This window comes from Parasphingomonas zepuensis, from assembly GCF_036663735.1.
GTDB lineage: Bacteria > Pseudomonadota > Alphaproteobacteria > Sphingomonadales > Sphingomonadaceae > Sphingomonas.
Window position 1 is genome coordinate 1251629 of sequence record NZ_JAXOJO010000001.1, and the last position, 22146, is coordinate 1273774.

General features: G+C 68.5%; 22 protein-coding genes. 11 read left to right on the plus strand and 11 right to left on the minus strand.

All coding sequences use genetic code 11. From position 1 onward, the window contains the following. Positions 1-19 precede the first annotated feature (19 nt). On the plus strand, positions 20-1474 hold the full coding sequence (locus U1769_RS06015; RefSeq protein WP_332713311.1) for an aldehyde dehydrogenase family protein: 1455 nt from the start codon (positions 20-22) through the stop codon (positions 1472-1474). A gap of 41 nt (positions 1475-1515) precedes the next feature. On the opposite strand, the gene U1769_RS06020 is transcribed toward U1769_RS06015, so the two are convergent. Beyond that, complete coding sequence (locus U1769_RS06020; RefSeq protein ID WP_332713313.1) at positions 1516-2127, minus strand: NAD(P)-dependent oxidoreductase; 612 nt, start codon at positions 2125-2127, stop codon at positions 1516-1518. A gap of 166 nt (positions 2128-2293) precedes the next feature. On the opposite strand from U1769_RS06020, the gene U1769_RS06025 reads away from it, so the two are divergent. Further along, positions 2294-3130, plus strand: a complete 837-nt coding sequence (locus tag U1769_RS06025) for a p-hydroxycinnamoyl CoA hydratase/lyase (protein ID WP_332713316.1) — start codon at positions 2294-2296, stop codon at positions 3128-3130. A 47-nt stretch (positions 3131-3177) separates the two neighbouring features. Here U1769_RS06025 and U1769_RS06030 read toward each other — a convergent pair whose 3' ends face one another. The 5 genes from U1769_RS06030 to U1769_RS06050 all read right to left on the minus strand — a co-directional run bounded on the left by U1769_RS06030 (position 3178) and on the right by U1769_RS06050 (position 8377). Further along, on the minus strand, positions 3178-5322 hold the full coding sequence (locus tag U1769_RS06030) for an acetate--CoA ligase family protein (RefSeq protein ID WP_332713319.1): 2145 nt from the start codon (positions 5320-5322) through the stop codon (positions 3178-3180). 66 nt (positions 5323-5388) lie between these two features. Next, a complete protein-coding gene (locus U1769_RS06035) occupies positions 5389-5880 on the minus strand; it encodes a MarR family winged helix-turn-helix transcriptional regulator (RefSeq protein WP_332713321.1) in 492 nt (163 codons plus the stop codon). An 80-nt stretch (positions 5881-5960) separates the two neighbouring features. Then, entirely contained in the window at positions 5961-6512 is a 552-nt protein-coding gene (locus U1769_RS06040; protein WP_332713324.1) for a methylated-DNA--[protein]-cysteine S-methyltransferase, read from the minus strand. A 31-nt stretch (positions 6513-6543) separates the two neighbouring features. Then, positions 6544-7950: an L-serine ammonia-lyase gene (locus U1769_RS06045; protein ID WP_443030212.1), complete on the minus strand. Its 1407-nt coding sequence runs from the start codon at positions 7948-7950 to the stop codon at positions 6544-6546. 139 nt (positions 7951-8089) lie between these two features. Then, positions 8090-8377: a CsbD family protein gene (locus U1769_RS06050; RefSeq protein ID WP_332713326.1), complete on the minus strand. Its 288-nt coding sequence runs from the start codon at positions 8375-8377 to the stop codon at positions 8090-8092. 147 nt (positions 8378-8524) lie between these two features. Between U1769_RS06050 and U1769_RS06055 the strand changes: the two genes are divergently transcribed. Next, on the plus strand, positions 8525-8722 hold the full coding sequence (locus U1769_RS06055; protein ID WP_332713329.1) for a KTSC domain-containing protein: 198 nt from the start codon (positions 8525-8527) through the stop codon (positions 8720-8722). A gap of 4 nt (positions 8723-8726) precedes the next feature. On the opposite strand, the gene U1769_RS06060 is transcribed toward U1769_RS06055, so the two are convergent. Next, positions 8727-10385, minus strand: coding sequence for an FAD-dependent oxidoreductase (locus U1769_RS06060; RefSeq protein ID WP_332713703.1), 1659 nt, complete (start codon positions 10383-10385; stop codon positions 8727-8729). Between the two features lie 98 nt (positions 10386-10483). Between U1769_RS06060 and U1769_RS06065 the strand changes: the two genes are divergently transcribed. Further along, the gene (locus U1769_RS06065; RefSeq protein WP_332713331.1) at positions 10484-11287 is read left to right on the plus strand and encodes a DUF72 domain-containing protein; all 804 of its coding nucleotides are present in this window, start codon (positions 10484-10486) and stop codon (positions 11285-11287) included. Positions 11288-11291: 4 nt separating this feature from the next. On the opposite strand, the gene U1769_RS06070 is transcribed toward U1769_RS06065, so the two are convergent. The 3 genes from U1769_RS06070 to hemC are packed head-to-tail and all read right to left on the minus strand — an operon-like array spanning position 11292 to position 13774. Continuing rightward, positions 11292-12176 (minus strand): hypothetical protein, encoded by an 885-nt coding sequence (locus U1769_RS06070; RefSeq protein ID WP_332713334.1) that lies wholly within the window; start codon positions 12174-12176, stop codon positions 11292-11294. A 30-nt stretch (positions 12177-12206) separates the two neighbouring features. Further along, positions 12207-12866 (minus strand): uroporphyrinogen-III synthase, encoded by a 660-nt coding sequence (locus U1769_RS06075; RefSeq protein ID WP_332713337.1) that lies wholly within the window; start codon positions 12864-12866, stop codon positions 12207-12209. Then, positions 12863-13774, minus strand: coding sequence for a hydroxymethylbilane synthase (gene hemC, locus U1769_RS06080; RefSeq protein ID WP_332713340.1), 912 nt, complete (start codon positions 13772-13774; stop codon positions 12863-12865). The genes U1769_RS06075 and hemC overlap by 4 nt, the downstream gene beginning before the upstream one ends. 178 nt (positions 13775-13952) lie before the next feature. Between hemC and tsaD the strand changes: the two genes are divergently transcribed. The 3 genes from tsaD to U1769_RS06095 are packed head-to-tail and all read left to right on the plus strand — an operon-like array spanning position 13953 to position 16499. Further along, a complete protein-coding gene (gene tsaD, locus U1769_RS06085) occupies positions 13953-14987 on the plus strand; it encodes a tRNA (adenosine(37)-N6)-threonylcarbamoyltransferase complex transferase subunit TsaD (protein ID WP_332713342.1) in 1035 nt (344 codons plus the stop codon). Positions 14988-14991: 4 nt separating this feature from the next. Further along, positions 14992-15969 carry an NAD(P)H-dependent glycerol-3-phosphate dehydrogenase gene (locus U1769_RS06090; RefSeq protein ID WP_332713345.1) on the plus strand — a complete coding sequence of 326 codons (978 nt, stop codon included), beginning with the start codon at positions 14992-14994 and terminating at the stop codon, positions 15967-15969. Continuing rightward, entirely contained in the window at positions 15969-16499 is a 531-nt protein-coding gene (locus U1769_RS06095; RefSeq protein WP_332713348.1) for a DUF1697 domain-containing protein, read from the plus strand. Before U1769_RS06090 ends, U1769_RS06095 begins: the two co-directional genes overlap by 1 nt. A 76-nt stretch (positions 16500-16575) precedes the next feature. Here the strand turns inward: U1769_RS06095 and U1769_RS06100 are convergent, their stop codons facing one another. After that, entirely contained in the window at positions 16576-16743 is a 168-nt protein-coding gene (locus U1769_RS06100; protein WP_332713351.1) for a DUF1674 domain-containing protein, read from the minus strand. Positions 16744-16804: 61 nt separating this feature from the next. On the opposite strand from U1769_RS06100, the gene U1769_RS06105 reads away from it, so the two are divergent. The 4 genes from U1769_RS06105 to purH are packed head-to-tail and all read left to right on the plus strand — an operon-like array spanning position 16805 to position 22144. Continuing rightward, positions 16805-18088: an RsmB/NOP family class I SAM-dependent RNA methyltransferase gene (locus U1769_RS06105; protein ID WP_332713353.1), complete on the plus strand. Its 1284-nt coding sequence runs from the start codon at positions 16805-16807 to the stop codon at positions 18086-18088. Positions 18089-18129: 41 nt separating this feature from the next. After that, positions 18130-18792 (plus strand): ribulose-phosphate 3-epimerase, encoded by a 663-nt coding sequence (gene rpe / locus U1769_RS06110; RefSeq protein WP_332713355.1) that lies wholly within the window; start codon positions 18130-18132, stop codon positions 18790-18792. Then, positions 18789-20522, plus strand: coding sequence for a heparinase II/III family protein (locus U1769_RS06115; RefSeq protein WP_332713358.1), 1734 nt, complete (start codon positions 18789-18791; stop codon positions 20520-20522). The genes rpe and U1769_RS06115 overlap by 4 nt, the downstream gene beginning before the upstream one ends. A gap of 38 nt (positions 20523-20560) precedes the next feature. Then, positions 20561-22144 (plus strand): bifunctional phosphoribosylaminoimidazolecarboxamide formyltransferase/IMP cyclohydrolase, encoded by a 1584-nt coding sequence (purH, locus tag U1769_RS06120; protein ID WP_332713361.1) that lies wholly within the window; start codon positions 20561-20563, stop codon positions 22142-22144. The last annotated feature ends 2 nt before the right edge of the window (positions 22145-22146 follow it).

The window sequence follows — 22146 nt, forward strand, 5'->3', positions numbered from 1 at the left end:
CCCCAACGAGGATGCCATCATGAAAAGCTACCCACAGCATTATATCGACGGCCGCTGGGTCGACAGCATCGGCGGCCGGAAGATCCAGGTGATCAACCCGGCGACCGAGCAGCCCGCATCGGAAATCGTGCTCGGCACGGCGGCGGATGTCGACGCCGCGGTGATCGCAGCGCGCCGTGCGTTCGAGAGTTTCTCCCAGACCACCAAGGGGGAGCGGATCGCGCTGCTCGAGCGGGTGATGGCCGAATATCAGAAGCGCGTGCCCGACATCGCCGAGGCGATCGCGACCGAGATGGGCTGTCCGATCTCGATCGCGAAGACCGCACAGGCCGGATCCGGCATGGGGCATCTCGCCAATGCGCTCCAGGCGCTCAAGGACTATGAATTCTCCGAGAAGATCGGCGCCAATACGGTGCTGCGCGAGCCGATCGGCGTCGTCGCGCTGATCACGCCGTGGAACTGGCCGATGAACCAGATCGTCGCCAAGGTCGGCCCGTGCCTGGCCGCGGGCTGCACGATGATCCTCAAGCCATCGGAGGAAGCGCCGACCTCGGCCGCGATCTTCGCCGAAGTGATGGAAGCGGCGGGCGTGCCGGCTGGCGTGTTCAACCTGGTGCAGGGCGACGGCGCTGGCGTCGGCACGGCGCTCGCCAGCCATCCCGATATCGACATGGTCAGCTTCACCGGCTCGACCCGGGCCGGCATCATGGTGGCGAAGAACGCCGCCGACACGGTCAAGCGCGTCGCGCAGGAACTGGGCGGCAAATCGCCGAACATCATCCTCGAAGGGACTCCGCTCGAAAAGGCGCTGCCGGGCGGCGTGGGCGGCGTGCTGCTCAATTCGGGGCAGAGCTGCGTCGCGCCGACGCGGATGCTCGTCCACAAGTCCCAGCATGACGAAGCGGCCGAGAAGGTCGGGCAGATGTTCTCCGCCAAGCAGGTCGGCGAGCCGCTGGCCGAGGGCGATCATATCGGCCCGGTCGTCAACGCCAGCCAGTGGCAGCGCATCCAGGGCCTGATCCAGAAGGGCATCGACGAGGGCGCAACGCTGGTAGCCGGCGGCACCGGACGGCCCGAGGGCAAGGACACCGGCTTCTATGTGAAGCCCACCGTCTTCGCGAACGTAACCCCGGAGATGACGATCGCCAGGGAGGAGATCTTCGGGCCGGTGCTGGTGATCATGCCCTATGAGGACGATGCCGAGGCGGTGGAGATCGCCAACGACACGCCGTACGGCCTGGGCGCCTATATCGCCGGCGATCCGGCGCGGGCGAAGAAGATGGTGGGCAAGATCCGCGCGGGCGCGGTGTTCGTCAACGCCGGCGGGCTTGCCTTCGACATGCCGTTCGGCGGCTACAAGCAATCGGGCAATGGCCGCGAGTTCGGCAAGTTCGGGCTCGAGGAGTTCCTCGAGGTCAAGTCGGTGATCGGGCAGCTGCCCGAGGACGCCGTCCCGGCCGAAGCCGCGGGCTGACCGGAAAGGCCGCGGGCGGAAGGTCCGCCCGCGGCATCGGTTCAGTACCCGACCGTGAAGCGCCGGCGCGAATGGCGCGGCGTCTCGATCTCGTCGAGCAGCGCGATCGCATAATCCTCGTAACTGATATGGCTCTTGCCGTCCGCTGCGGTGAGCAGCGTGTCGGTGCCGAGCCGGAAGCTGCCGGTGCGCTCGCCGGGCCCGAACATCATCGCCGGCGACAGGAAGGTCCAGTCGAGCTCGGTCTCGTCGCGCAGCCGGTTCAGCGCCTGGCGCGCCGGCTCGGCTTCGGGCTTGATGAAATCCGGGAAAGTGGGCGTGTCGAGCAGCACCTGGCCGGGCGCGATCTCGAGCGAGGCCGCGCCGCCCACCACCAGCAGCCGCGCGACGCCGGAGCGGCGGATGCCGTCGAGCGCGCGCTCGAAATCGGTGGTGCGGAACGGCACCGACAGGATCGCCACGTCATTGCCCGCGAGCGCCGAGACGATCGACTCGGGGTCGGCGAGGTCGGCGGTCCTCCAGGTCACGGCGGGATCGACGGCTTCGCTGCCGGGCTTGCGCGCGATCGCGGTGACCTGATGGCCCCGCGCGGTCGCTTCGGCCACCAGCCGCTGCCCGACATTCCCAGTGGCGCCGATAATCGCAATCTTCATCCATGCTCTCCCTTGCTTCGCGCGAGACTCGCGTTATTGTTTGCTTGGCGTACAATATACCGGAGCCGGGGATGCGCAAGTCCGCGATCCTGCTTCCGTGATTTTTGAAACTGCGCTGGCCCGCCCCGGACAAGCGGCGCGCCAGCCCCCTGGAGAGTACCGAGTGATGAGTGACAAGGATGTGGTGTCGTACCGGGTCGAGAACGGGGTTGCCTGGGTCTATTTCGCGCGCCCGGAGAAGCGCAATGCCATGAGCCCGACGCTCAACCGGCGCATGCTCGAAGTGCTGGACGAGCTGGAATTCCGCGACGATGTCGGCGTGCTCGTGCTTGGCGGCGAAGGCACGGCCTGGTCGGCTGGCATGGATCTCAAGGAATATTTCCGAGAGACCGAAGCGAAGGGCCTGCGCGGCGTGCGCCAGTCGCAGCGCGAGAGCTATGGCTGGTTCCGCCGGCTGCGCTGGTTCCAGAAGCCGACGATCGCGATGGTCAATGGCTGGTGTTTCGGCGGCGGCTTCGGGCCGCTCTTCGCGTGCGATCTCGCGATCTGCGCTGACGGCGCGCAGTTCGGCCTGTCCGAGATCAACTGGGGCATCCTGCCCGGCGGCGGCGTGACCAAGGTCGTCGTCGACCTGCTGTCGATGCGCGACGCGATGTGGATGACGCTGACCGGCGAACTGATCGACGGCAAGAAAGCGGCCGAGTGGCGGCTGGTAAACGAGAGCGTCCCGCTCGACCGGCTCGAAACGCGGGTGCGCGAAGTCGCCGAACTGCTCAACAAGAAGAACCCGGTCGCGCTGAAGTTCGCCAAGGATGCGGTGCGCCGCGTCGGCACGATGACTTATGACGAAGCGGAGGATTATCTCGTCCGCATGCAGGAAGCCGCGAACTTCCACGACAAGACGGAAGGCCGCAAGGAAGGCATCCGCCAGTTCATCGACGAGAAGAGCTACAAGCCCGGGCTCGGCGCCTACGACCAGGCGAAGGCCAAGGTCGAGGGATAAGCGGCAATCCCCTCTCCCGCGCCGCGGGAGAGGGGAATGACCGTGCTTCAGAGGGTGATGAGCGCGTCCAGCGCGATCGCGCCCTGTCCTTCGGGATAGACGATCACCGGGTTGAGATCGACCTCGCGGATCGTTGGCGACGCCGAGACCAGCGCGCCCAAGGCCGCGACCATGTCGGCCACTGCCCCCACATCCATCTTCGGCGCGCCGCGGAAGCCATCGAGCAGCGGTGCCATGCGCAAGGTGCGCAGTGCGGCGATGATCGCGTCGCGCGGCAGATCGGGCGCCAGCAGCGTCGCGTCGTGGAGCAGCTCGGCGGTCACCCCGCCGAACCCGACCAGGATCACCGGACCCCATTCGGGATCGTTGCGTGCCCCGACGATCAGCTCGACCCCGCGCTCCGCCATCGCCTCGACCAGCACGCCGTCGAGCGTCAGATCGGGCCGCGATGCGGCGATATTGGCAGCGAGCTTTGCCCAGCCTTCGGCCACCGCGGCAGCGTCCTTCAGGCCGACGATCACGCCGCCGGCGTCGCTCTTGTGCGGCAGCGCCGCTGCCTGTGCCTTGAGCACCACCGGATAGCCGAGCTTCTCGGCGGCCTGGACCGCAGCCTCGGCCGTCGTCACGAGTTCGAAGGGCGGGAAGGCGATGCCGCGTGCGCCGAGCAGCTCCTTGGAGCGATATTCCGGCACCGTGCTACCGGCGCCCGGCAGGCCCTCAATCGGGGCTGCATCCGTCGTCGCAACGCTGTCGTCGCGGGCGGAGAAGGCCGTGACCCGGGCCAGCGCGCGCATCGTGCGTTCGGCGGTCGGCAGATAGGGCACGCCCAGTTCCCGCAGCGCGGCGATGTCCTCGGCAAGCACGGCGCCGCCTTCATCCACGCCGGCCAGGACGATCGGTTTGGTCGGCCGCAACGCGCGCAGCCCTTCCAGCACCGCCGAGAATTTGACGTGCGACGTGCGGGTCTCGGTCTGGATCAGGGCGATCATGATCGTGCCGACGCGATCGTCCTCGACCAGCGCGGCCAGCGTGCGCCCATACAGGCCGGGATCGACCAGCCCCTGCGCCGTCACGTCGAGCGGGTTGCTGACCGGCACGAAATCGGGGAGCGCAGCGCGCAACGCCGGGCTGTCGGCATCGGTCAGGGCCGGCAGGTCGAGGCCGATCGTCTCGGCCAGATCCAGCATCATCGCCTTGAACGCACCCGATTCGGCGAGCACGCCGGTCCCGCCCGCGGGTAACGACCCGCAACGCACGGCGATCTCGACCACGTCGCCAAGCTCCTCGAGCGAGTCGACCAGGATCACGCCGGCGCGTTCGACATGGGTGCGCATCACCGCATAATCGCCCGCCATCGCCCCGGTATGAGTCGCGGCGCTCGCAGCGCCCGCGGCGCTGCTGCCGGGATGGAGCAGCACGATGCGCTTGCCCGCCGCACGGGCAGCGCGGGCGACCTCTAGGAAGCGGGCGGGTTTACGGAAATGTTCGACGACCAGCCCGATCACCGCAGTATCGCAATCGCCGACGAGGTGCGCGACATAATCCTCGACCCCGCTCGCCGCTTCGTTGCCGGTCGAGACATAGCAGCTCAGCGGAACGTCGCGCGTGATCATCGTCGTGGCCAGCACGGCCGCCATCGCGCCCGATTGCGAGACGATCCCGACGCGCCGTTCGCCGGTGGCGCGCGCTTCCGGCATATCGATGAAGGTCAGCGAGACATGATCGATGAAGTTGACCAGGCCGAGGCAGTTCGGCCCCTCGACGATCATGCCCGCCGCGTCGGCGATCCGGGCGATCTCCTGCTGGTCGGCCAGGCCCTGTGGGCCGTCCTCGGCAAAGCCCGCCGAGAAGATTACGACGGCGCCGACCTTGCGCTTCGCCAGCCCACGCAGCGCGTCGAGCACGCCGACGCGTGGGATCGCCAGCACCGCCGCATCGACGCCCTCGGGCAGATCGTCGACCGAGGCGACGCAGGGGCGCCCGCCGATCTCGCTGCGCTTTGGATTGACCAGATGGATCGCGCCCGGGAAGCCCTGGCGGACGAGATTGTTCAGCACCGAGGCACCGAGCGCGCCGGGCTTGTCCGACGCGCCGACGATCGCCACGGAGCGCGGCCGGAACAACCGCTCGATCGGCAGGCGATCCGCGCCATCGTGCGCCGCATTTGGGGCGGCGTCTTGTATGTCAGCCATGTCGGTAAACCACTCCATCGTGCGGGCGCGCGATCGGGCGCCATACTCAGTCGTTTTCACTGTATGCTAGGCGGACAGTTTTGCAACCCTTTCGGAGCCTGCCCGCTTCGTCTTTACGCCGGATCCGGCCACATCGCGCGGCTGGCGAAGCTTGCGTATCAGGCTCGCCAGGGTAGTGCGCTCCGCAGCGGTGAGCCGGGCGCTCATGCGCTGGTCGGATTCCTGCACGCGGGCGAGCATCTCGGCGAGCCGCACCTCGCCTTCGGCGCTGAGGTGAAGCGCGTTCGTCCTGAGGTCGCGGCCGGGGCGCCGCTCGACCAGGTCGCGCTCGGCCAGATAGTTGATCAGCTTCATCGCACTCGACCGGTTGATCCGCAGCGCCCGTCCAAGCGCGGTCTGGTCGCATCCCGGATTGGCACGGATCAGCAGCATTGCGGTCAGCTTGGCCGGCGTTATCGCGAACGGCGCCAACGCCTCACGCGCATCAGCGATCATCGCAAGATGCGCCATGTCGATCTGGTAGCCGAGCAAGGCCTCGAGATCCCGATCCTGCTTCATTGACGGTCGCCATCCCTGATTGTGCGTCTTTTCGCGTTAATACTTCCGCCATGCCGCGCACAAAAGCCAGTCCCGCGCCGCTAAAAGCCGAAGCCCTGCTGGGCCGGCGCCGGCGGTGTAAGGTCGATTCCCTCGATCGCGAGCATGCGCAGCTTGGCGTCGGCGCCGCCCGGTGCGGAGAAACCGCCGATCCTGCCGCCCGCCGCGAGGACGCGGTGGCACGGAATGATCAGCGGGACCGGGTTCGCGGCCATGGCCTGTCCGACCTCGCGCGCCGCTTCGGGGCCGGCGCCGAGTTCCTTCGCCACAGCGCCATAAGTGACGGTCTCGCCCCAGCCGAGCTTTCGCACCCGATCATAGACCTGGGCGAAGAACGGCGCCTGTTCGCCCAGATCGACACGCACGTCCGAGAAATCCGCTTTCCCGCCCGCAAAATAGCGTTGTGCCGCGGCGACGATTCCCGCCACTTCGGGCGGCGGCTCAGTGCGTACCGCCCCGGCAAAGCGGCGAAGCAACGACTGCTCCGTCGCCTCGGCCGATGTCGCCGGCAGGCGAAAGCCGATGATGCCGGCCTCGCTCCAGGCGATCGCAGCGATGCCGCTCGTAGTGTCGAACAAATGATAGTGGCGCACGACATCTCTCCTGCCCGCAGGCACGGTCAGATCAGCACTCGACCACGTTCACCGCAAGTCCGCCCAGGCTCGTTTCCTTATATTTGGATCGCATGTCGTTGCCGGTCTGGCGCATCGTCTCGATCACCGCGTCGAGGCTGACGATATGGTCGCCGTCACCGCGCAGCGCCAGATAGGCGGCGTTGATCGCCTTGATCGCGCCCATGGTGTTGCGCTCGATACAGGGAATCTGCACCAGCCCGCCGATGGGATCGCAGGTCAGGCCCAGATTATGCTCCATGCCGATCTCGGCGGCATTCTCGATCTGGGTGTTGCTGGCGCCGAGCGCCGCGGCCAGCCCGGCGGCGGCCATCGAACAAGCGACGCCCACCTCGCCCTGGCATCCCATTTCGGCGGCCGAGATCGACGCGCGCTTCTTGTACAGGAAACCGATCGCCGCTGCGGTCGTCAGGAACAGCCGGCTGCCCTCCCGGGTCGGGGCGGCGGTGAATACCTCATAATATTTGAGCACCGCCGGCAATACGCCGGCCGCGCCGTTGGTGGGCGCCGTCACGACGCGCCCGCCCGCGGCATTCTCCTCGTTCACGGCGAGCGCCCACAGGCTAACCCATTCGAATACCGCCGACGGGTCGCTGCGCGGCCCGCGCTGCATCAGCGTCTCGTGCAGGTCCTGCGCCCTGCGGCGGACCTTGAGGCCACCGGGCAGGATGCCGCCAGTGCGGCAACCGCGCGCAATGCAGGCATGCATCGCTGCCCGGACATCGTCGAGAAAGGCGTCGGTTTCCCCGGCCGGGCGCCACGCCAGTTCATTGGCGAGCACGACGTCCCCGAGCGTGAGGCCGGTCGCTTCGCCCTGCGCCAGCAGTTCGGCGCCGGAGGAAAAGGGATGTGGCAGCGTATGATTGATCAGCGCCTGCGGCGCGCCCTCGCGCAGGATCGCGCCGCCGCCAACCGAATAATAGGTCGCCGTTTCCGATCGTCCGTCGTCGAAATGGGCAGTGAAGGTCATCGCATTGGCATGGCCGGCGAGAAAGACGCCGCGGCGGAACAGCAGGTCGACCTGCTCGGTGAACCGGATCCCGGTTCGCCCGGCCAGCACCAGCCGCTCGTCCGAGCGGATCGCCGCTACCTGATCTGCGATGGTGTCGGGATCGACCGTTTCCGGGCTCTCGCCCGACAGGCCGAGCAGGATCGCGACGTCGGTGGCGTGGCCATGGCCGGTCAGCGCCAGCGATCCGAACAGTTCGCAAACGACCCGGCCGACCTTGCCCCCGCCATCGACGCCCCGGCCATCTACGCGTTGCGCGAAATCGAGCGCAGCACGCATCGGCCCGACGGTGTGCGAGCTGGAGGGACCAACGCCGATCGTGAACAATTCGGTCACGCTGATCGCGCGGCCGCTATCGGGGCGCTCGGTGCCGGGTTCGATGTCGGAAATCACGGCAGGCCAGCGTTCATTGTCATGTGCATCCGGAATAGCGGCCCGGACGCGTCGCGCAAAATGCTTTCCCGGCGATGGTCGGGGACCAGGCGCGGCGGCGTTCGACCCGCAGATCGAACGCTACCGCAGATGGCTGCTATTTCTTGCCGCGCAACGTGTTGAACAGGGCGAGTGCAACCGTCCCGACCAGAGCCGCGGTCGCATAGGGCCGCTCGCGCGCGAAGCGCTTCGCCTTGTCGGCCAGCGGGCCGACACCCTGGACGACGGCATCGCGGGCGGCGCCATAGCTTTGCTGGACGTTGCCGCCAACCTGATCCGCCACGCCTTCGTTCTGCAGCGCCGGGTCACCGGTCGCGTCGCCGATCGTTTCCTTGATCTTGCCGCCGATTTCGCGGCCCTGTCCGGTGAGCGTGTCTTCGTTCATGCGTTTCCCTTCCATCACCACCTCCGGCAAGGAGGTGCCACCCCTCCCGAACGGATGAAGTGGCGCAGGTGTCCATAGCATCGGCGCTTTTGCGATCCCATGAAGAACCACCAGTGAACCCGTCCCGCGATACGACGTTGAAACCGCATGCCTTCAAGCGTCATCCGCTCGTTCGATTATGATCCGGCCGATCAGCGGCTGGATATCGAATTCGTCAGCGGACGGCGCTACTCCTATCTCGATGTGCCCGAAGAAGTGTTCGACGCGATGCGCCGGGTCACCTCCAAGGGCGGTTTCTTCAACCGCCGAATCCGCGATCACTACCCCTTTGTCGAGCACGCCTGACGCATCACTCCATCGGATGCAGGAAACGGTGGACGGAAGAGACCACGACCGATCCCTCGCCCACGCCCGACGCGACCCGCTTGACCGATCCGGCGCGGATGTCGCCGATCGCGAAGATGCCGGGCTTGCTCGTCGCATAAGGCGATGTCGATCCGGCGGCGTCGGCGCCGGTCTTCACGAAACCCTTGTCGTCGAGCGCCAGGCAGCCATCGAGCCAGTCGGTATTGGGCTGCGCACCGATCATCACGAACATGTTGCTGATGGTGTGGCGCTGCTCCTCGCCCGTCTTCGCGTTGGCCCAGGTCACATGGCCCAGATAGGTGTCGCCTTCCAGCGCGGTCACCTGGCAATGGGTGTGCAGCGTGATCCGGTCCGAGGAGAGGATGCGCTGGACGAGATAGTCCGACATCGTCTCCGCCAACCCGCGCGAGCGCACCAGGATGTGGAGATGCTTGACGGAGCGCGACAGGAACACCGCCGCCTGGCCAGCGGAGTTGCCGCCGCCAACGACCAGCACTTCCTCGCCAGCGCACAGGCTGGCCTCCATTGCAGTTGCGGCATAATGGATGCCCTGGCCCTCGAACCGGGCATAATCGGGCACGTCGAGCTTGCGGTAGCGGGCGCCGCTCGCGACGACGACTGAACGGCCGGAAACGCGCTGCCCGTCCTCCATCGTCACGACATAGGGATCCTTGCTGCAGTCGAGCGCTGCCGCCGGCCGCGCAATGGCCAGCCGCGCCCCGAATTTCTGCGCCTGCACCTGTGCACGCCCGGCGAGCGCCTGGCCCGAGATACCGGTCGGAAAGCCGAGATAATTCTCGATCTTGGAACTGGTCCCGGCCTGGCCGCCCGGCGCGAGCCCCTCGATCACGATCGTGTCGAGCCCTTCCGATGCGGCATAGACTGCGGCGGCCAGCCCGGCCGGCCCGGCGCCGACCACGATCACGTCATGGATGCGGGTGGGGTCGAGCGTTTCGGTCAGCCCCAGCGCGTCCGCCAGCTCGCCGGTCGGCGGGTTACGCAGCAGGCTTTCGCCGGGTGCGATCACCACGGGCAGCTGGTCGGGCGTGATCGAGAAGCATTCGAGGAAACCGTCGGCATCCGGATCGCTGTCGGTATCGAGCAGGCGGTGCGGATAGCCGTTGCGTTCCAGGAAGCGCTGCAGCCGCTGGGTATCCCCGGAATGGCCCGATCCGATCAGCGTGGCGCCGCCATGCGCGTGCTTGATCAGCCCGACGCGGCGCAGGATGAAGGCGCGCATGATGATCTCGCCGATATCCGCTTCGGTTGAGACCATGCGCCGGAAATCGACCCGGCTGATCTGCAGCACTCGGCTGTCCTCTCCAGTACGGCCGGTGACCAGGATCGCGCGATTGTTGAACAGGTCCAGCTCGCCGGTGAACTGGCGCGCATGGTGCGTGGTGAAGATGCTGGCGACCCCGCACTCGTCGGTGTCGAGCACCTGGATCGATCCGTCCAGCACGACGAAGAAATCGACGCCGCGTTCGCCCCGCGTGTACAGCGCCGTGCCTTTCTCGACCGCTTCCACCCGGCCATAGGCCATCATGCGCTCGATCATCGCCTCGGGCAGGACCGGAAAGGTCTGCGCGGTCCGCTCATAGGGATCAGTCGGATCGATTTCGGTCCGGTTGGTCGCCATCATCTTCCCCACGCAATGTAGTTCGCCATGGTTCTAGCAGCGTCGCGCATCTTCGCGAAAGCCGCTTCCCGTCCTAGAACCGCGCTTTCCAGGAGAATCGCATGAGCAATGGCATGATTCGCACCGGCATCGGCGGCTGGACCTACGAACCGTGGCGCGGGGTGTTCTTCCCCGAGGGCCTCGCCCAGAAACGGGAGCTCGAATTCGCGTCCCGCGCGGTGACGGCGATCGAGGTCAACGGCACCTATTACGGCACGCAAAAGCCCGCGACCTTCGCCTCCTGGGCGAAGACGGTGCCGGACGATTTCGTCTTCGCACTCAAGGCCTCGCGCTTCTGCACCAATCGCAAGGTGCTGGCGGAGGCAGGCGATTCGATCGCGAAATTCGTCGGACAGGGCATCGTCGAGCTGGGCGACAAGCTCGGGCCGATCCTGTGGCAGTTCATGGCGACGAAGAAATTCGATGCCGAGGATTTCGGCGCTTTCCTGAAACTGCTCCCGGCCGCGCATGAGGGGATCGCGCTGCGCCACGCGATCCAGGTGCGACACGACAGCTTTCATGTCCCGGAATTCGTCGCGATGGCGCGCGCTGCCGGCGTTGCCCTGGTCTTCGCCCATTCGGCCGAATATCCGGCCATTGCCGATGTGACCGGCGATTTCGTCTACGCCCGACTGGAAAAGGCAGTTGAGATTGTGCCGACCGGTTATACTGCCCCAGAGCTCGATCGATGGTTCGCCATGGCGAGGGAGTGGGCATCCGGCGGCCAGCCCGAAGGACTGCCCTATGCTTCGGCAGAAGCCCCGGCCATGAAGCCGCGCGACACCTTCGTTTTCTTCATCAACGGTGCGAAGGTGCGGGCGCCGGCCGGCGCGGTGGCGCTCCTGAAACGTATAAACGGATTGTGAGGGGTCAGCGCCCCGGCGCGCCCTGGCCCATGATCGCGGCGGTTTCGATCGTGTCGAGCGCGTTGCGGGCGCCGATGTAGCGCCGCGCGGCGCTGGTCCAGCCTTCGGCCCGGGCAGCCCCGGGCATGCGGGCCACTTCGGCGAGCGCTGCCTCGACATGGCCGGCCTCCAACGTGCGCCGCGCCCGGGCAAGCCGGTCGGCGGGCAGGGGCGACGGTGTATCGGCACGGTGCAGGACGATGAGGTTGCCGAGCTCGCGGCCCAGGCTCGCCACCCAGCCGTCGCTCGCCACCCCGGTTCTGAGTTCCGGCGCGATCGTGTCGAGCCCGACGCGCAGATCCTCGATCGTCACTGGCTGTTGCGCGGCCTGGACGATCGTGCCGACTGCCTGGGGCTGGATCGGGCCAAAGCGCCCGCGCAACTGCTCCTCGAGATAGCCCAGCGGCAGGCCACGATCGATCTGGCGCCGCGCGGCGAACGCAATCATCAGCCCCTCGGCGCGGGTCGCATAGCCGGACGCGGCACGGGCCTGGCCGCCGACGCTGGCGGTCCTGGCTTCCAGGTCGGCAAGGCGGGCCGCCAGCTCCGTTTCACGGGCGGACAGTGCGTCGAGATCGATGGCTGGTGCGGCCGGGCCGCTGCTTCCCGGCACGATCACCACCGGTGTGCGGTCGCCACCGGCGGTCGATGCGATAGGCAAGGTGACGGTCGCGACCGGCGCCGCACCGAACCATTGCGGAAAGCTGCGCAGGCCGATTGCCATCGCGGCCAGGCCGGCCAGGAACGCGATCGCGCCCAGGATCGCTGCGGTGCGCCAGCCCGGCTTCGCGCTCAGCGTCGAGCGCGGCCTCGGGGATGTCGCCGTCGGGGTCGGCAGTTCGTCGCTCATGCCGCCTTATCCCCGTGCTGGCCCACCCGGTCAATCGCGCGTGAGCGCGGCCTCGATCAGCGCGGCATCATTGGGCGCGGCGGCAATGGCGATCGATGCCCAGCCGGTGCCGGCGGCGGCTGCGACCGCCGGGCTGAACGCGGCCACGCCGATGGTCGGCCGGCGCGCGCCGACCAGTTCAGCCAGCCGCGTCGCCGCCCGCACCGAATGGAGCAATGCAACTGTCCCGTGCAGCGCATCCAGGTCCCCCGGTCCGATCGGCAGCGCGTCGCTGGCATAGACGGCGATGGCGCGCGCCACCGGTCCGCCGGCTTCGATCCCGCGCTCCCGGCCGCCGAGATGGAGCGCGCGTGCGACGCCGTTCGCCCATGCCGTCGCGATCAGCGCAGCCGCATCCCGGTCGCCCGACGCCATGACGTCAAATCCGGCTGCGCTCGCTGCGGCCGCCGTCTGCGCCCCCACCGCCAGTACCGGCAAGGTGCGAAACCGGTCGAGACCGGCGCCGCCAAACCGCACGGCATTGGCGCTGGTCAGCAGCAGGGCATCGAAATCTGCCGGTTCGGGCGGAACCCAGTCGAGCGCCTTGACGGCAAACAGGGGCAGGCGGATCGCCCGTGCCCCCGCTGCCTCGATCCGCCCGGCGGTCGTGGTGTTGCCCGGCTCGGGCCGAAGCACCGCGAGTGACGTCATGACGCAAACAGGCGCCGCACGGCGGGTGGTGCGCGGTCGAGCAGTTCCTGCGCCAGCGCCTCGGCCGTGCCGGCGTCGCCGGTCGCCGTGCCCGAAACATGCGCGCTGCCGTCTTCCGCCAGAAGCTCGGCGCGCAGGGTGATCTGCGCCCCAACGATCGTCGCCAGCGCCGCCACCGGCGAATGACAATCCGCCTGGAGCGCGGCTAGCAAGGCGCGCTCGACCAGCACGCAGGCATGGGTGGCGGGGTGGTCGATCGCGCTCAGCCAGCCGAGCACGCGCTCGTCCCCGGCGCGCGCCTCGATCCCCACCGCGCCCTGGGCCGGGGCTGGCAGCATGACGTCATGAGGGATCGGGGTCCCGATTTCCGGGCGTCCCAGACGGTCGAGTCCGGCGGCGGCGAGCAGCGTGGCATCGACGTCGCCGGCGGCCAGCTTGGCCAGCCTTGTGTCGACATTGCCGCGGAACAGCACGGTCGTCAGATCGGGACGGATTCGCTTGAGCTGAGCGCTGCGCCGCGGCGAGCTCGTCCCGATCACCGCGCCCTGGCGCAGCGCGGCGATGCTGTCGGCACCGATCAGCCGGTCGCGCACATCGGCGCGCGGCAGCATGGCGGCAATTCGGATCGCGTCGAGCCGCACCGTCTCGACATCCTTCATCGAATGCACCGCACAATCGATCTCGCTGTCGAGCAGGGCGCGGTCCAGCTCCTTGGTCCATAGCGCCTTACCGCCAATCTCGGCGAGGGCGCGGTCCTGCACCTTGTCGCCTGTCGTCCTGATCGGCACGATCTCGACCGACTGCTCGTCCCAGCCATGCGCCGCGCACAATGCCGTGCGCACCAGGCGCGCCTGCACGAGCGCGAGCGGCGATCCGCGGGTGCCTAATCTCAGGATGGGGCTGGACACTGAAAACTCCGTTCGGGCTGGGCGCGTCGGGCCGAAGACGCCCGCCGGGCAACTCAGCTTGAACCACCGCGTCATCCCGGGCTCGCCCCGGGCCCGGCATGAAGAAGGTGTTCGCCGGCGACTCTAGAAGACGGGACGGCCCTTCGACAAGCGCGGGCCGAACGGTTAGGGAGGCGCGATGGCGATCATCCTTGGACTCGAATCGAGCTGCGACGAAACCGCGGCGGCATTGGTGACCAGCGATCGCCGCGTGCTCGCGCACCGCCTGCTCGGGCAGGAAGCGGCGCACCGGCCTTATGGCGGCGTCGTCCCCGAAATCGCGGCGCGCGCGCATGTCGAGGCGCTGATCCCGCTGGTCGAGGGGGCGCTGGCCGATGCCGGCATCACGCTGGCCGAGGTCAATGCGATTGCCGCCACCGCGGGACCAGGGCTGATCGGTGGCGTCATGGTGGGGCTGGTCACCGGCAAGGCGCTTGCCCATGCAGTCGGCAAGCCGCTGATCGCGGTCAATCATCTCGAAGGCCATGCGCTGTCGCCGCGGCTCAGCGACCCCGATCTCGACTTTCCCTATCTGCTGCTGCTCGTCTCGGGCGGCCATTGCCAGTTGCTGCTGGTCGAGGGCGTGGCGACGTATCGGCGCCTTGCCACCACGATCGACGATGCCGCAGGCGAAGCCTTCGACAAGACCGCCAAGCTGCTCGGCCTCGGTTTTCCCGGCGGCCCGGCAGTCGAGCGGGCGGCCGAGGCCGGCGATCCGACGGCGGTCCCGCTGCCGCGCCCGCTGAAAGGATCGGCCGAGCCGCATTTCTCCTTTGCCGGCCTGAAAAGCGCGGTTGCCCGCGCGCGCGATGCCGGAACCTGGCGGGCCGAGGATATCGCGGCCTCCTTCCAGGCGGCCGTGGTCGATTGCCTGATCGATCGCACGACCCGGGCGCTGGGGCGGGCCGACGGCGCGACCGCGCTGGTGGTGGCGGGCGGCGTCGCGGCGAACCGCGCGGTCCGCACTGCGCTCCAGCAACTGGCCGAAAACAATGGCTTGCGCTTCGTCGCGCCGCCGCTGTGGCTCTGCACCGACAATGCTGCGATGATCGCCTGGGCCGGGGCAGAGCGCTTCGCCGCGGGCCTGACCGATCCGCTCGACGTGCCGGCGCGTCCGCGCTGGCCGCTCGATCCGGGCGCGGAGGCAGTGCGCGGGGCTGGAGTGAAGGCATGACGTCATGAAGATCGGGGTGGTTGGCGGTGGCGCCTGGGGCACGGCCCTGGCGAGCGTCGCGGCGCGCGACGGCGAACCCGTCCTGCTCTGGGCGCGCGAGCCGGAAGTGGTCGAGGCGATCAACGCGGCGCACGAAAATCCGCTGTTTCTCCCCGGCATTGCGCTGCCCGGCTCGATCGAAGCGACCGGATCGCTCGATGCGCTGGCGGGATGCGACGCGCTGCTCGTCGTCGTTCCCGCCCAGCATGTCCGCTCGGTCCTCGGCGCGATGACGGTCGGGCGCACGCCGCTGGTGCTTTGCGCCAAGGGCATCGAGGCGGGGACCCGGCTGCTGGTCGGCGCGGTCGCGCGTGCGGTGCAGCCGGAGGCGCCGATCGCGGTGATCTCCGGCCCGACCTTCGCTTTCGAGGTGGCGCAGGGGAAACCCACGGCCGTCACGCTCGCCTGCGCCGACGAAGCGCTTGGCGCACGGCTGGCGGACCGCCTCGCGGGCGCGGCGTTCCGGCCCTACGCTTCGTCTGACGTCATCGGGGCGGAGATCGGCGGGGCGGTCAAGAACGTGCTGGCCATCGCCTGCGGCGTGGTCGACGGCGCCGGCCTTGGGCAGAATGCCCGCGCCGCGCTGATCGCGCGCGGCTTTGCCGAAATGACGCGCTTCGGCCTGGCGCGGGGCGCGCAGGCCGAAACTTTGGCCGGCCTGTCGGGTCTGGGCGATCTGGTGCTGACCTGCTCCTCGACCAGCTCGCGCAACTTCTCGCTCGGCGTCGGCCTCGGACAGGGCAAGGCCGCGCGCGATTTGCTCGCGGATCGCCGCACCGTCGCAGAGGGCGCCTTCACCGCGCCCGTGCTGCGCGAGGCCGCGGCCGAGTCCGGCGTCGACATGCCGGTGACGGCGGCGGTCTGCGCGCTGCTCGACGGTGCTGACGTCAAGGATGTGGTGGGGGCGCTGCTCGCCCGGCCGCTGACGCGGGAGCATCGCTGATGCGCTGGGCCGCGCTCCTCAAGGGCATCAATATCGGCGGCAAGAAGATTCCGATGGTGGAATTGAAGGCGCTGATCGAAGGGCTTGGGCACCGTGACGTCAAGACCCTGCTTGCCTCGGGCAATGTCGTCTTCAGCTGTGACGAGACGGTGGGGCCGGCGCTGGAACGGGCGCTGGAGACAGCGCTGGCCGGCTGGGGCCTGAAGACTGACGTCATGGTTCGCAATCTGGCCGAACTGAAGGCAGTGATCGCCGCCAATCCCTTTCCGGAGGCGGCGCGGGATCATCCCAATCACCTGCTTGTCGCGTTCCACCGCGATCCGGTGCCCGACGGGCTGATCGAACGAATCCCGGAAATCTATGACGGCCCCGAACGGCTGAAGGCGGTCGGGCGCGAGCTTTATGTGGATTTCCCGATCGATGTCGGCAATTCGAAATTGCTGCCGGCGATGGCCAAGCTCAAATTCCCCAATATCGCGACGATGCGCAACTGGAACACGGTGGGCAAGCTGGCCGATCTGCTCGCCTGAGCGGCCTTGCCGGCTGTCGCGTCGCTATTTAGCTGATCGACAAGGGTAAATCCCGAATAGACGTTTCTGCACCAGGTCAGAAATCGACCGCGACGCCCTTCAGCGCCCAGTCGCCGTAGCGCGTCGGATCGAGCCCGAGCGGATCATTGCCTGGCTCAGCCGGGGGATTCGGATCGGGTTTTGGCACCGGCGGGCTCTTGGAAAGATAGGCTGGCGGCTTCACATGTGGCGGGCGGCGGCCCATGGCGTTCTTCCTGGATGCTGCGCATGCCTCATCCTCCCGCAACCGCACGAGTTCAAGTGATTTGACCAGACCGTCCGACCGTCCCGCCGATCCGCCCGGCGTTCCCGCCCGCCGCGCCGCGCTGAAGCTGCTCGATGCGGTGCTCCGCCAGGGGCTGCCGCTCGAGGCGGCGCTCGATCGCGCGACTCAGGGGATCGATCGCAGCGACGATCGCGCGCTTGCTCATGCCATCGCCGCCGAAACGCTGCGCCGCCTGCCCGATCTCGACGCGCTGATCGATTCGGCGACTCAGCGGCCCTTGCCGGATGACGCCAAGGCGCGCTTCGGGCTGCGCATCGCTTTGGTCCAGGCGCTCGCGCTCGGCACGCCGCCGCATGCCGCGATCTCGACGGTGCTGCCGCTGATCGACGGCGGGCCGCGCAAGCTGGTGCACGGCGTGTTCGGCACGCTGATGCGCGGCGGCGCGACTCTGCCGGAATTCCCGGGCCTGCCCGCCGATATCGAGGCGCGCTGGCAATCGGCCTGGGGCGAGGACATGGTGGCGGCGGCGGAACGGGCGATCGCGGCGCCCCCGCCGCTCGATCTGACGCTCGCCGATCCGGCGCAGACGGCTGACCTGGCCGAGGCGATGGGCGGCACGTCGCTGCTGCCCGGCCATATCCGCCTGGCCGGCGCGCATGTGCCCGAGCTGCCGGGGTTCGAGCAAGGCAGCTGGTGGGTGCAGGATCTCGCGGCCTCGCTGCCGGCGCGGCTGATCGGGCGGGGCACCGGCACGGCGCTCGATCTGTGCGCTGCGCCGGGCGGCAAGACGATGCAGCTGGCCAGTGCGGGCTGGAGCGTCACCGCGGTGGATTCGTCGGAAAGTCGGCTGGCGCGACTTCGCGACAATCTTGCCCGCACGCAGCTGTCTGCCGAAGTGATCGCGGCCGACCTGCTGAAATGGTCGCCGCGCGAGCCTGCAGATGCCGTGCTGCTCGACGCGCCCTGCAGCGCGACCGGCATTTTCCGCCGCCACCCCGATGTGCTTCACCGCGTCAGCCCGAAGCTGATCGTCGAGATGGCGCGCGTCCAGGCCCAGCTGCTGGCGCGCGCCGCGCAGTGGGTGAAGCCCGGCGGTGTGTTCGTCTACGCCACCTGCTCGCTCGAAAAGGCCGAAGGGGAGGATCAGATCGCCGCGTTCCTCGGCAGCCGTCCCGATTTCGCGATCGAACGCGTCGGCGACGACGAACTGCCGGCGGGGATCGCCCCGAATCTCAGCGGGTGCGTCCGCACGCGGCCCGGCATGCTGGTCGACGAAGGCGGATGCGACGGCTTCTTCATCGCGAGGATGCGCCGCGCCGGCTGAGCCGCTTGCCGCGCGACTCAGTCGTGCTACAGGAATCGGTCATGCAACAGCCAGTCCGTATCGCCCCTTCGATCCTCTCCGCCGATTTCGCGCGTCTCGGCGAGGAAGTGCGCGCGATCGATGCGGCCGGCGCCGACTGGATCCATGTCGATGTGATGGACGGGCATTTCGTGCCGAACATCACGATCGGCCCGGCGGTGGTGAAGGCGCTCCGCCCGCACACGCAAAAGCCGCTCGACGTGCATCTGATGATCGCCCCGGTCGACGCGTTCCTCGATCAGTTCGCTGAGGCTGGCGCCGACATCATCAGCATCCATGTCGAGGCCGGCCCGCACACGCACCGGAGCCTGCAGCACATCCGCAAGCTCGGCAAGCGCGCCGGCGTGGTGCTGACGCCGCAGACGCCCGCCAAGGCGCTCGATTATCTGATCGAGGAAGTCGATCTGGTGCTGGTGATGAGCGTCAATCCCGGCTTTGGCGGCCAGGGCTTCATCCCGAGCGCGCTGCGCAAGATCGAAAGCGTGCGCAAGATGATCGACAAGGCCGGCCTCACCGTCGATCTCGAGGTGGACGGCGGCATCGATGCCGTGACGGCGCGGGCGGCGATCGACGCGGGCGCCGATGCGCTGGTCGCCGGCACCGCCACGTTCCGCGGCGGGCCGTCGGCCTATGCCGCGAACATCCTCGGCCTGAGGGGCGGGTGAGCGAAGACGGCCGCGATACCGGCGCCGACGGCATCGACGAAGGCAAGCGGCTGATCCGGCAGGGGGGCGACAAGGGGCTCTCGCTGGCCGAACGCCTTGCCGAGCAGTTCCATCGCCTCACCTGGCGCACCCCGATCCACGGCATGCGGTTGCGGGGTCGTCATCCGCTCAAGCTGATCGCCGTTCCCGACGATCCCTTCCCCGGCGATCCGCGTCGCGGCCGGGCCTTGCTCGACGGCAAGCTCAGCCTGCGCGGGGAAACGCGGACGATCGCTGACCTCGATCTCGCGCGGCCCGATTTCTCGCGCGCCTTTGCCGATTATCTCCACAGCTTCCTCTGGCTCCGCGATCTCTCGACGGTGGCGACGCGCGCGCAGGCGACGCCGATTGCAGAGGATCTGATGCGTCGCTGGCTCGCCGCGCATGCCGATACGGTGAGCGAGCCCGCCTGGCGGGCCGATCATTGGGGCCGGCGCATCCTGTTGTGGACGGCCCATGCGCCGCTGATCCTGTCGAGCACTGACCTGGTCTATCGCAGCCTCGTGCTCAACACGCTTGCGCGGGGCGCGCGGCATATCGATCGCGGCGCCGACAAGCTGCCGCCAGGGGCACCGCGCATCGCCGCTCTGTGCGGCGTCGTCGCGGCCGGGCTGCTGATCGAGGGCGGCGAGGCACGGCGCGCCGCGACCGAGGCCGCGCTGGCCAAGGCACTGTCCGTATCGGTGTTCGAGGATGGTGGCAGCGTCGCACGCTCCCCGCTGGCGCAGCTCGATATCATCATGCTGCTAACCAGCCTGCGCGAAGTCTATCGCGCCCGCCGCCTCGTGGAGCCGTCCGGCATCGGTGCCGTGCTCGCGCGAATGGTGCCGGCGCTGCTCGGCGTGTGCCACGGCGACAAGGGGCTATCGAGCTGGCAGGGCGGCGGCCCCGTGTCGGGGGAGACGCTCGACCAGATCATCGCCGTCACCGAGCTGCGGGCGCGGCCGCTGCGGCAGGCACGCGACTGGGGCTATCAGCGGCTCGCCGCCGGCGCAGGCGTGCTGATCATGGATGCCGCGCCCCCGCCGATCACGCGGCTGGTTGAGGGTGGCTGCGCTTCCACCCTGGCATTCGAATTCTCCGACGGGCCGCACCGGCTGATCGTCAATTGCGGCGGTGCGCGCGCTGCGGTCGCGCAGCTGCCCGCTGCGCTGGCCGATGGCCTGCGCACCACTGCGGCACATTCGACGCTGATCGTCGGCGACAGCAATTCGACGGCGATTCATGCCGACGGCACGCTCGGGCGCGGCGTCGCCGAAGTCGAGCTGGCGCGGCAGGAGAGCGTGGTATCGAGCCGGATCGAGGCGAGTCACGATGGCTATGCCCGGCGCTACGGCTTCGTCCATCGGCGCCAGCTGGTGCTGTCGGGCGACGGCCGCGAGGTGCGCGGCGAGGATCTGCTGGTGCCGGCGAGCAAGCAGCGCAAGCTGGCCGCGAGTGCCTTTGCGATCCGCTTCCATCTCGGTCTCGGCGTATCGGTCTCGCCCACGGCCGATGGCATGGCCGCGTTGCTCCGCCTGCCCGGCGGATTGCTGTGGCAGTTCCGCTGTCGCGGCGGCACGCTTGGCATCGAGGACAGCCTGTGGATCGACGCCGATGGTCGTCCTCACGCCACGCATCAGCTCGTCGTCTCGGGCGAAGCGCCGGCCGGCGGGGCGAGCGTCAGCTGGGTCTTGAAGCGCGCGACCTGAGGTTGCACAGGGTCCGGGACCTTTCCCCCGGAGTATTCATGACCGCCATCAAGATCACCCGCGCCCTGTTGTCGGTGTCCGACAAGACCGGCATTGTCGACCTCGGCCAGGCGCTCGCGCGCCACGGCGTCGAGCTGGTCTCGACCGGCGGTACCGCGGCGGCGCTCCGCGCGGCTGGGCTCCAGGTGCGGGACATCTCCGACCTGACCGGCTTTCCCGAGATGATGGACGGCCGCGTGAAGACGCTCCACCCCAAGGTCCATGGCGGGCTGCTCGCGGTGCGCGACGATGCCGCGCATGTCGCCTCGATGGAGGAGCACGGGATCGGCCCGATCGATCTGGTGGTGGTCAACCTCTATCCCTTCCTGCAGACGGTGATGAAGGGCGCAGAGCGGCCGGAGATCATCGAAAATATCGATATCGGCGGCCCTTCGATGGTGCGCTCGGCGGCGAAGAACCACGCCTTTGTCGCCATCGTCACTGATCCGGCCGACTATGCGGCGCTGATCGCCGAGATGGATTCGAGCGGCGGCGCCACCACGCTCGATCTGCGAAAGCGCCTCGCCGCGCGCGCCTTTGCTGCGACCGCCAGCTATGACGGCATGATCGCCAGCTGGTTCGGCTTTGCCGATCAGGGCGAGGCTTTCCCGGAAACGCTGCCGATCACGCTGAAGCGGGGCGCTGCGTTGCGCTACGGCGAGAATCCGCACCAGCAGGCGGCCTTCTACACCGCTACCGGCCCCGCCGCGCGCGGAATCGGCCAGGCACGGCAAGTGCAGGGCAAGGAACTGAGCTACAATAATTACAACGATGCCGATGCCGCGCTCGAGCTGGTCAGCGAGTTCCGCGATGCCGCGCCCACGGTGGTGATCGTCAAGCACGCCAACCCCTGCGGCGTCGCGACCGCCGCGACGATCGAACAGGCTTATGCGGAGGCGTTCGCCTGCGACACGGTGTCGGCCTTTGGCGGCATCATCGCGCTCAACCGCGCGCTCGACGAAGCGACCGCGCGCGCCATCTCCGGCATCTTCACTGAAGTCGTCATCGCGCCCGACGCCGACGAGGCCGCGCTCGCCATCTTTGCCGCGAAGAAGAATCTGCGCCTGCTGCTCACCGGCGACCTGCCCGATGCGGCGCGCACGGGCATCATGGCCAAGTCGATCACCGGCGGCTGGCTCGTCCAGACCCGCGACAACGGCGCCGCATCCGATCTCACCGTGGTGACCAGGCGCCAGCCGACCCCGGCGGAACTGGCTGACTGCCGCTTCGCCTGGACAGTCGCCAAGCACGTCAAGTCGAACGCGATCGTCTATGCCAAGGACGGCGCCACCGCCGGCATCGGCGCGGGCCAGATGAACCGGCTCGAATCGGCGCGCATCGCCGCGTGGAAGGCGAAGGATGCGGCCGACAAGGCGGGCTGGGCGACCCCGCGTACGATCGGCTCGGCCGTCGCGTCGGATGCCTTCTTCCCCTTTGCTGACGGGCTGCTCGCGGCGGTGGAGGCCGGCGCGACCGCGGTCATCCAGCCGGGCGGGTCGATCCGCGATGACGAGGTGATCGCCGCTGCGGATGAAGCTGGCCTGGCGATGATGTTCACCGGCATGCGCCACTTCCGCCACTGAGC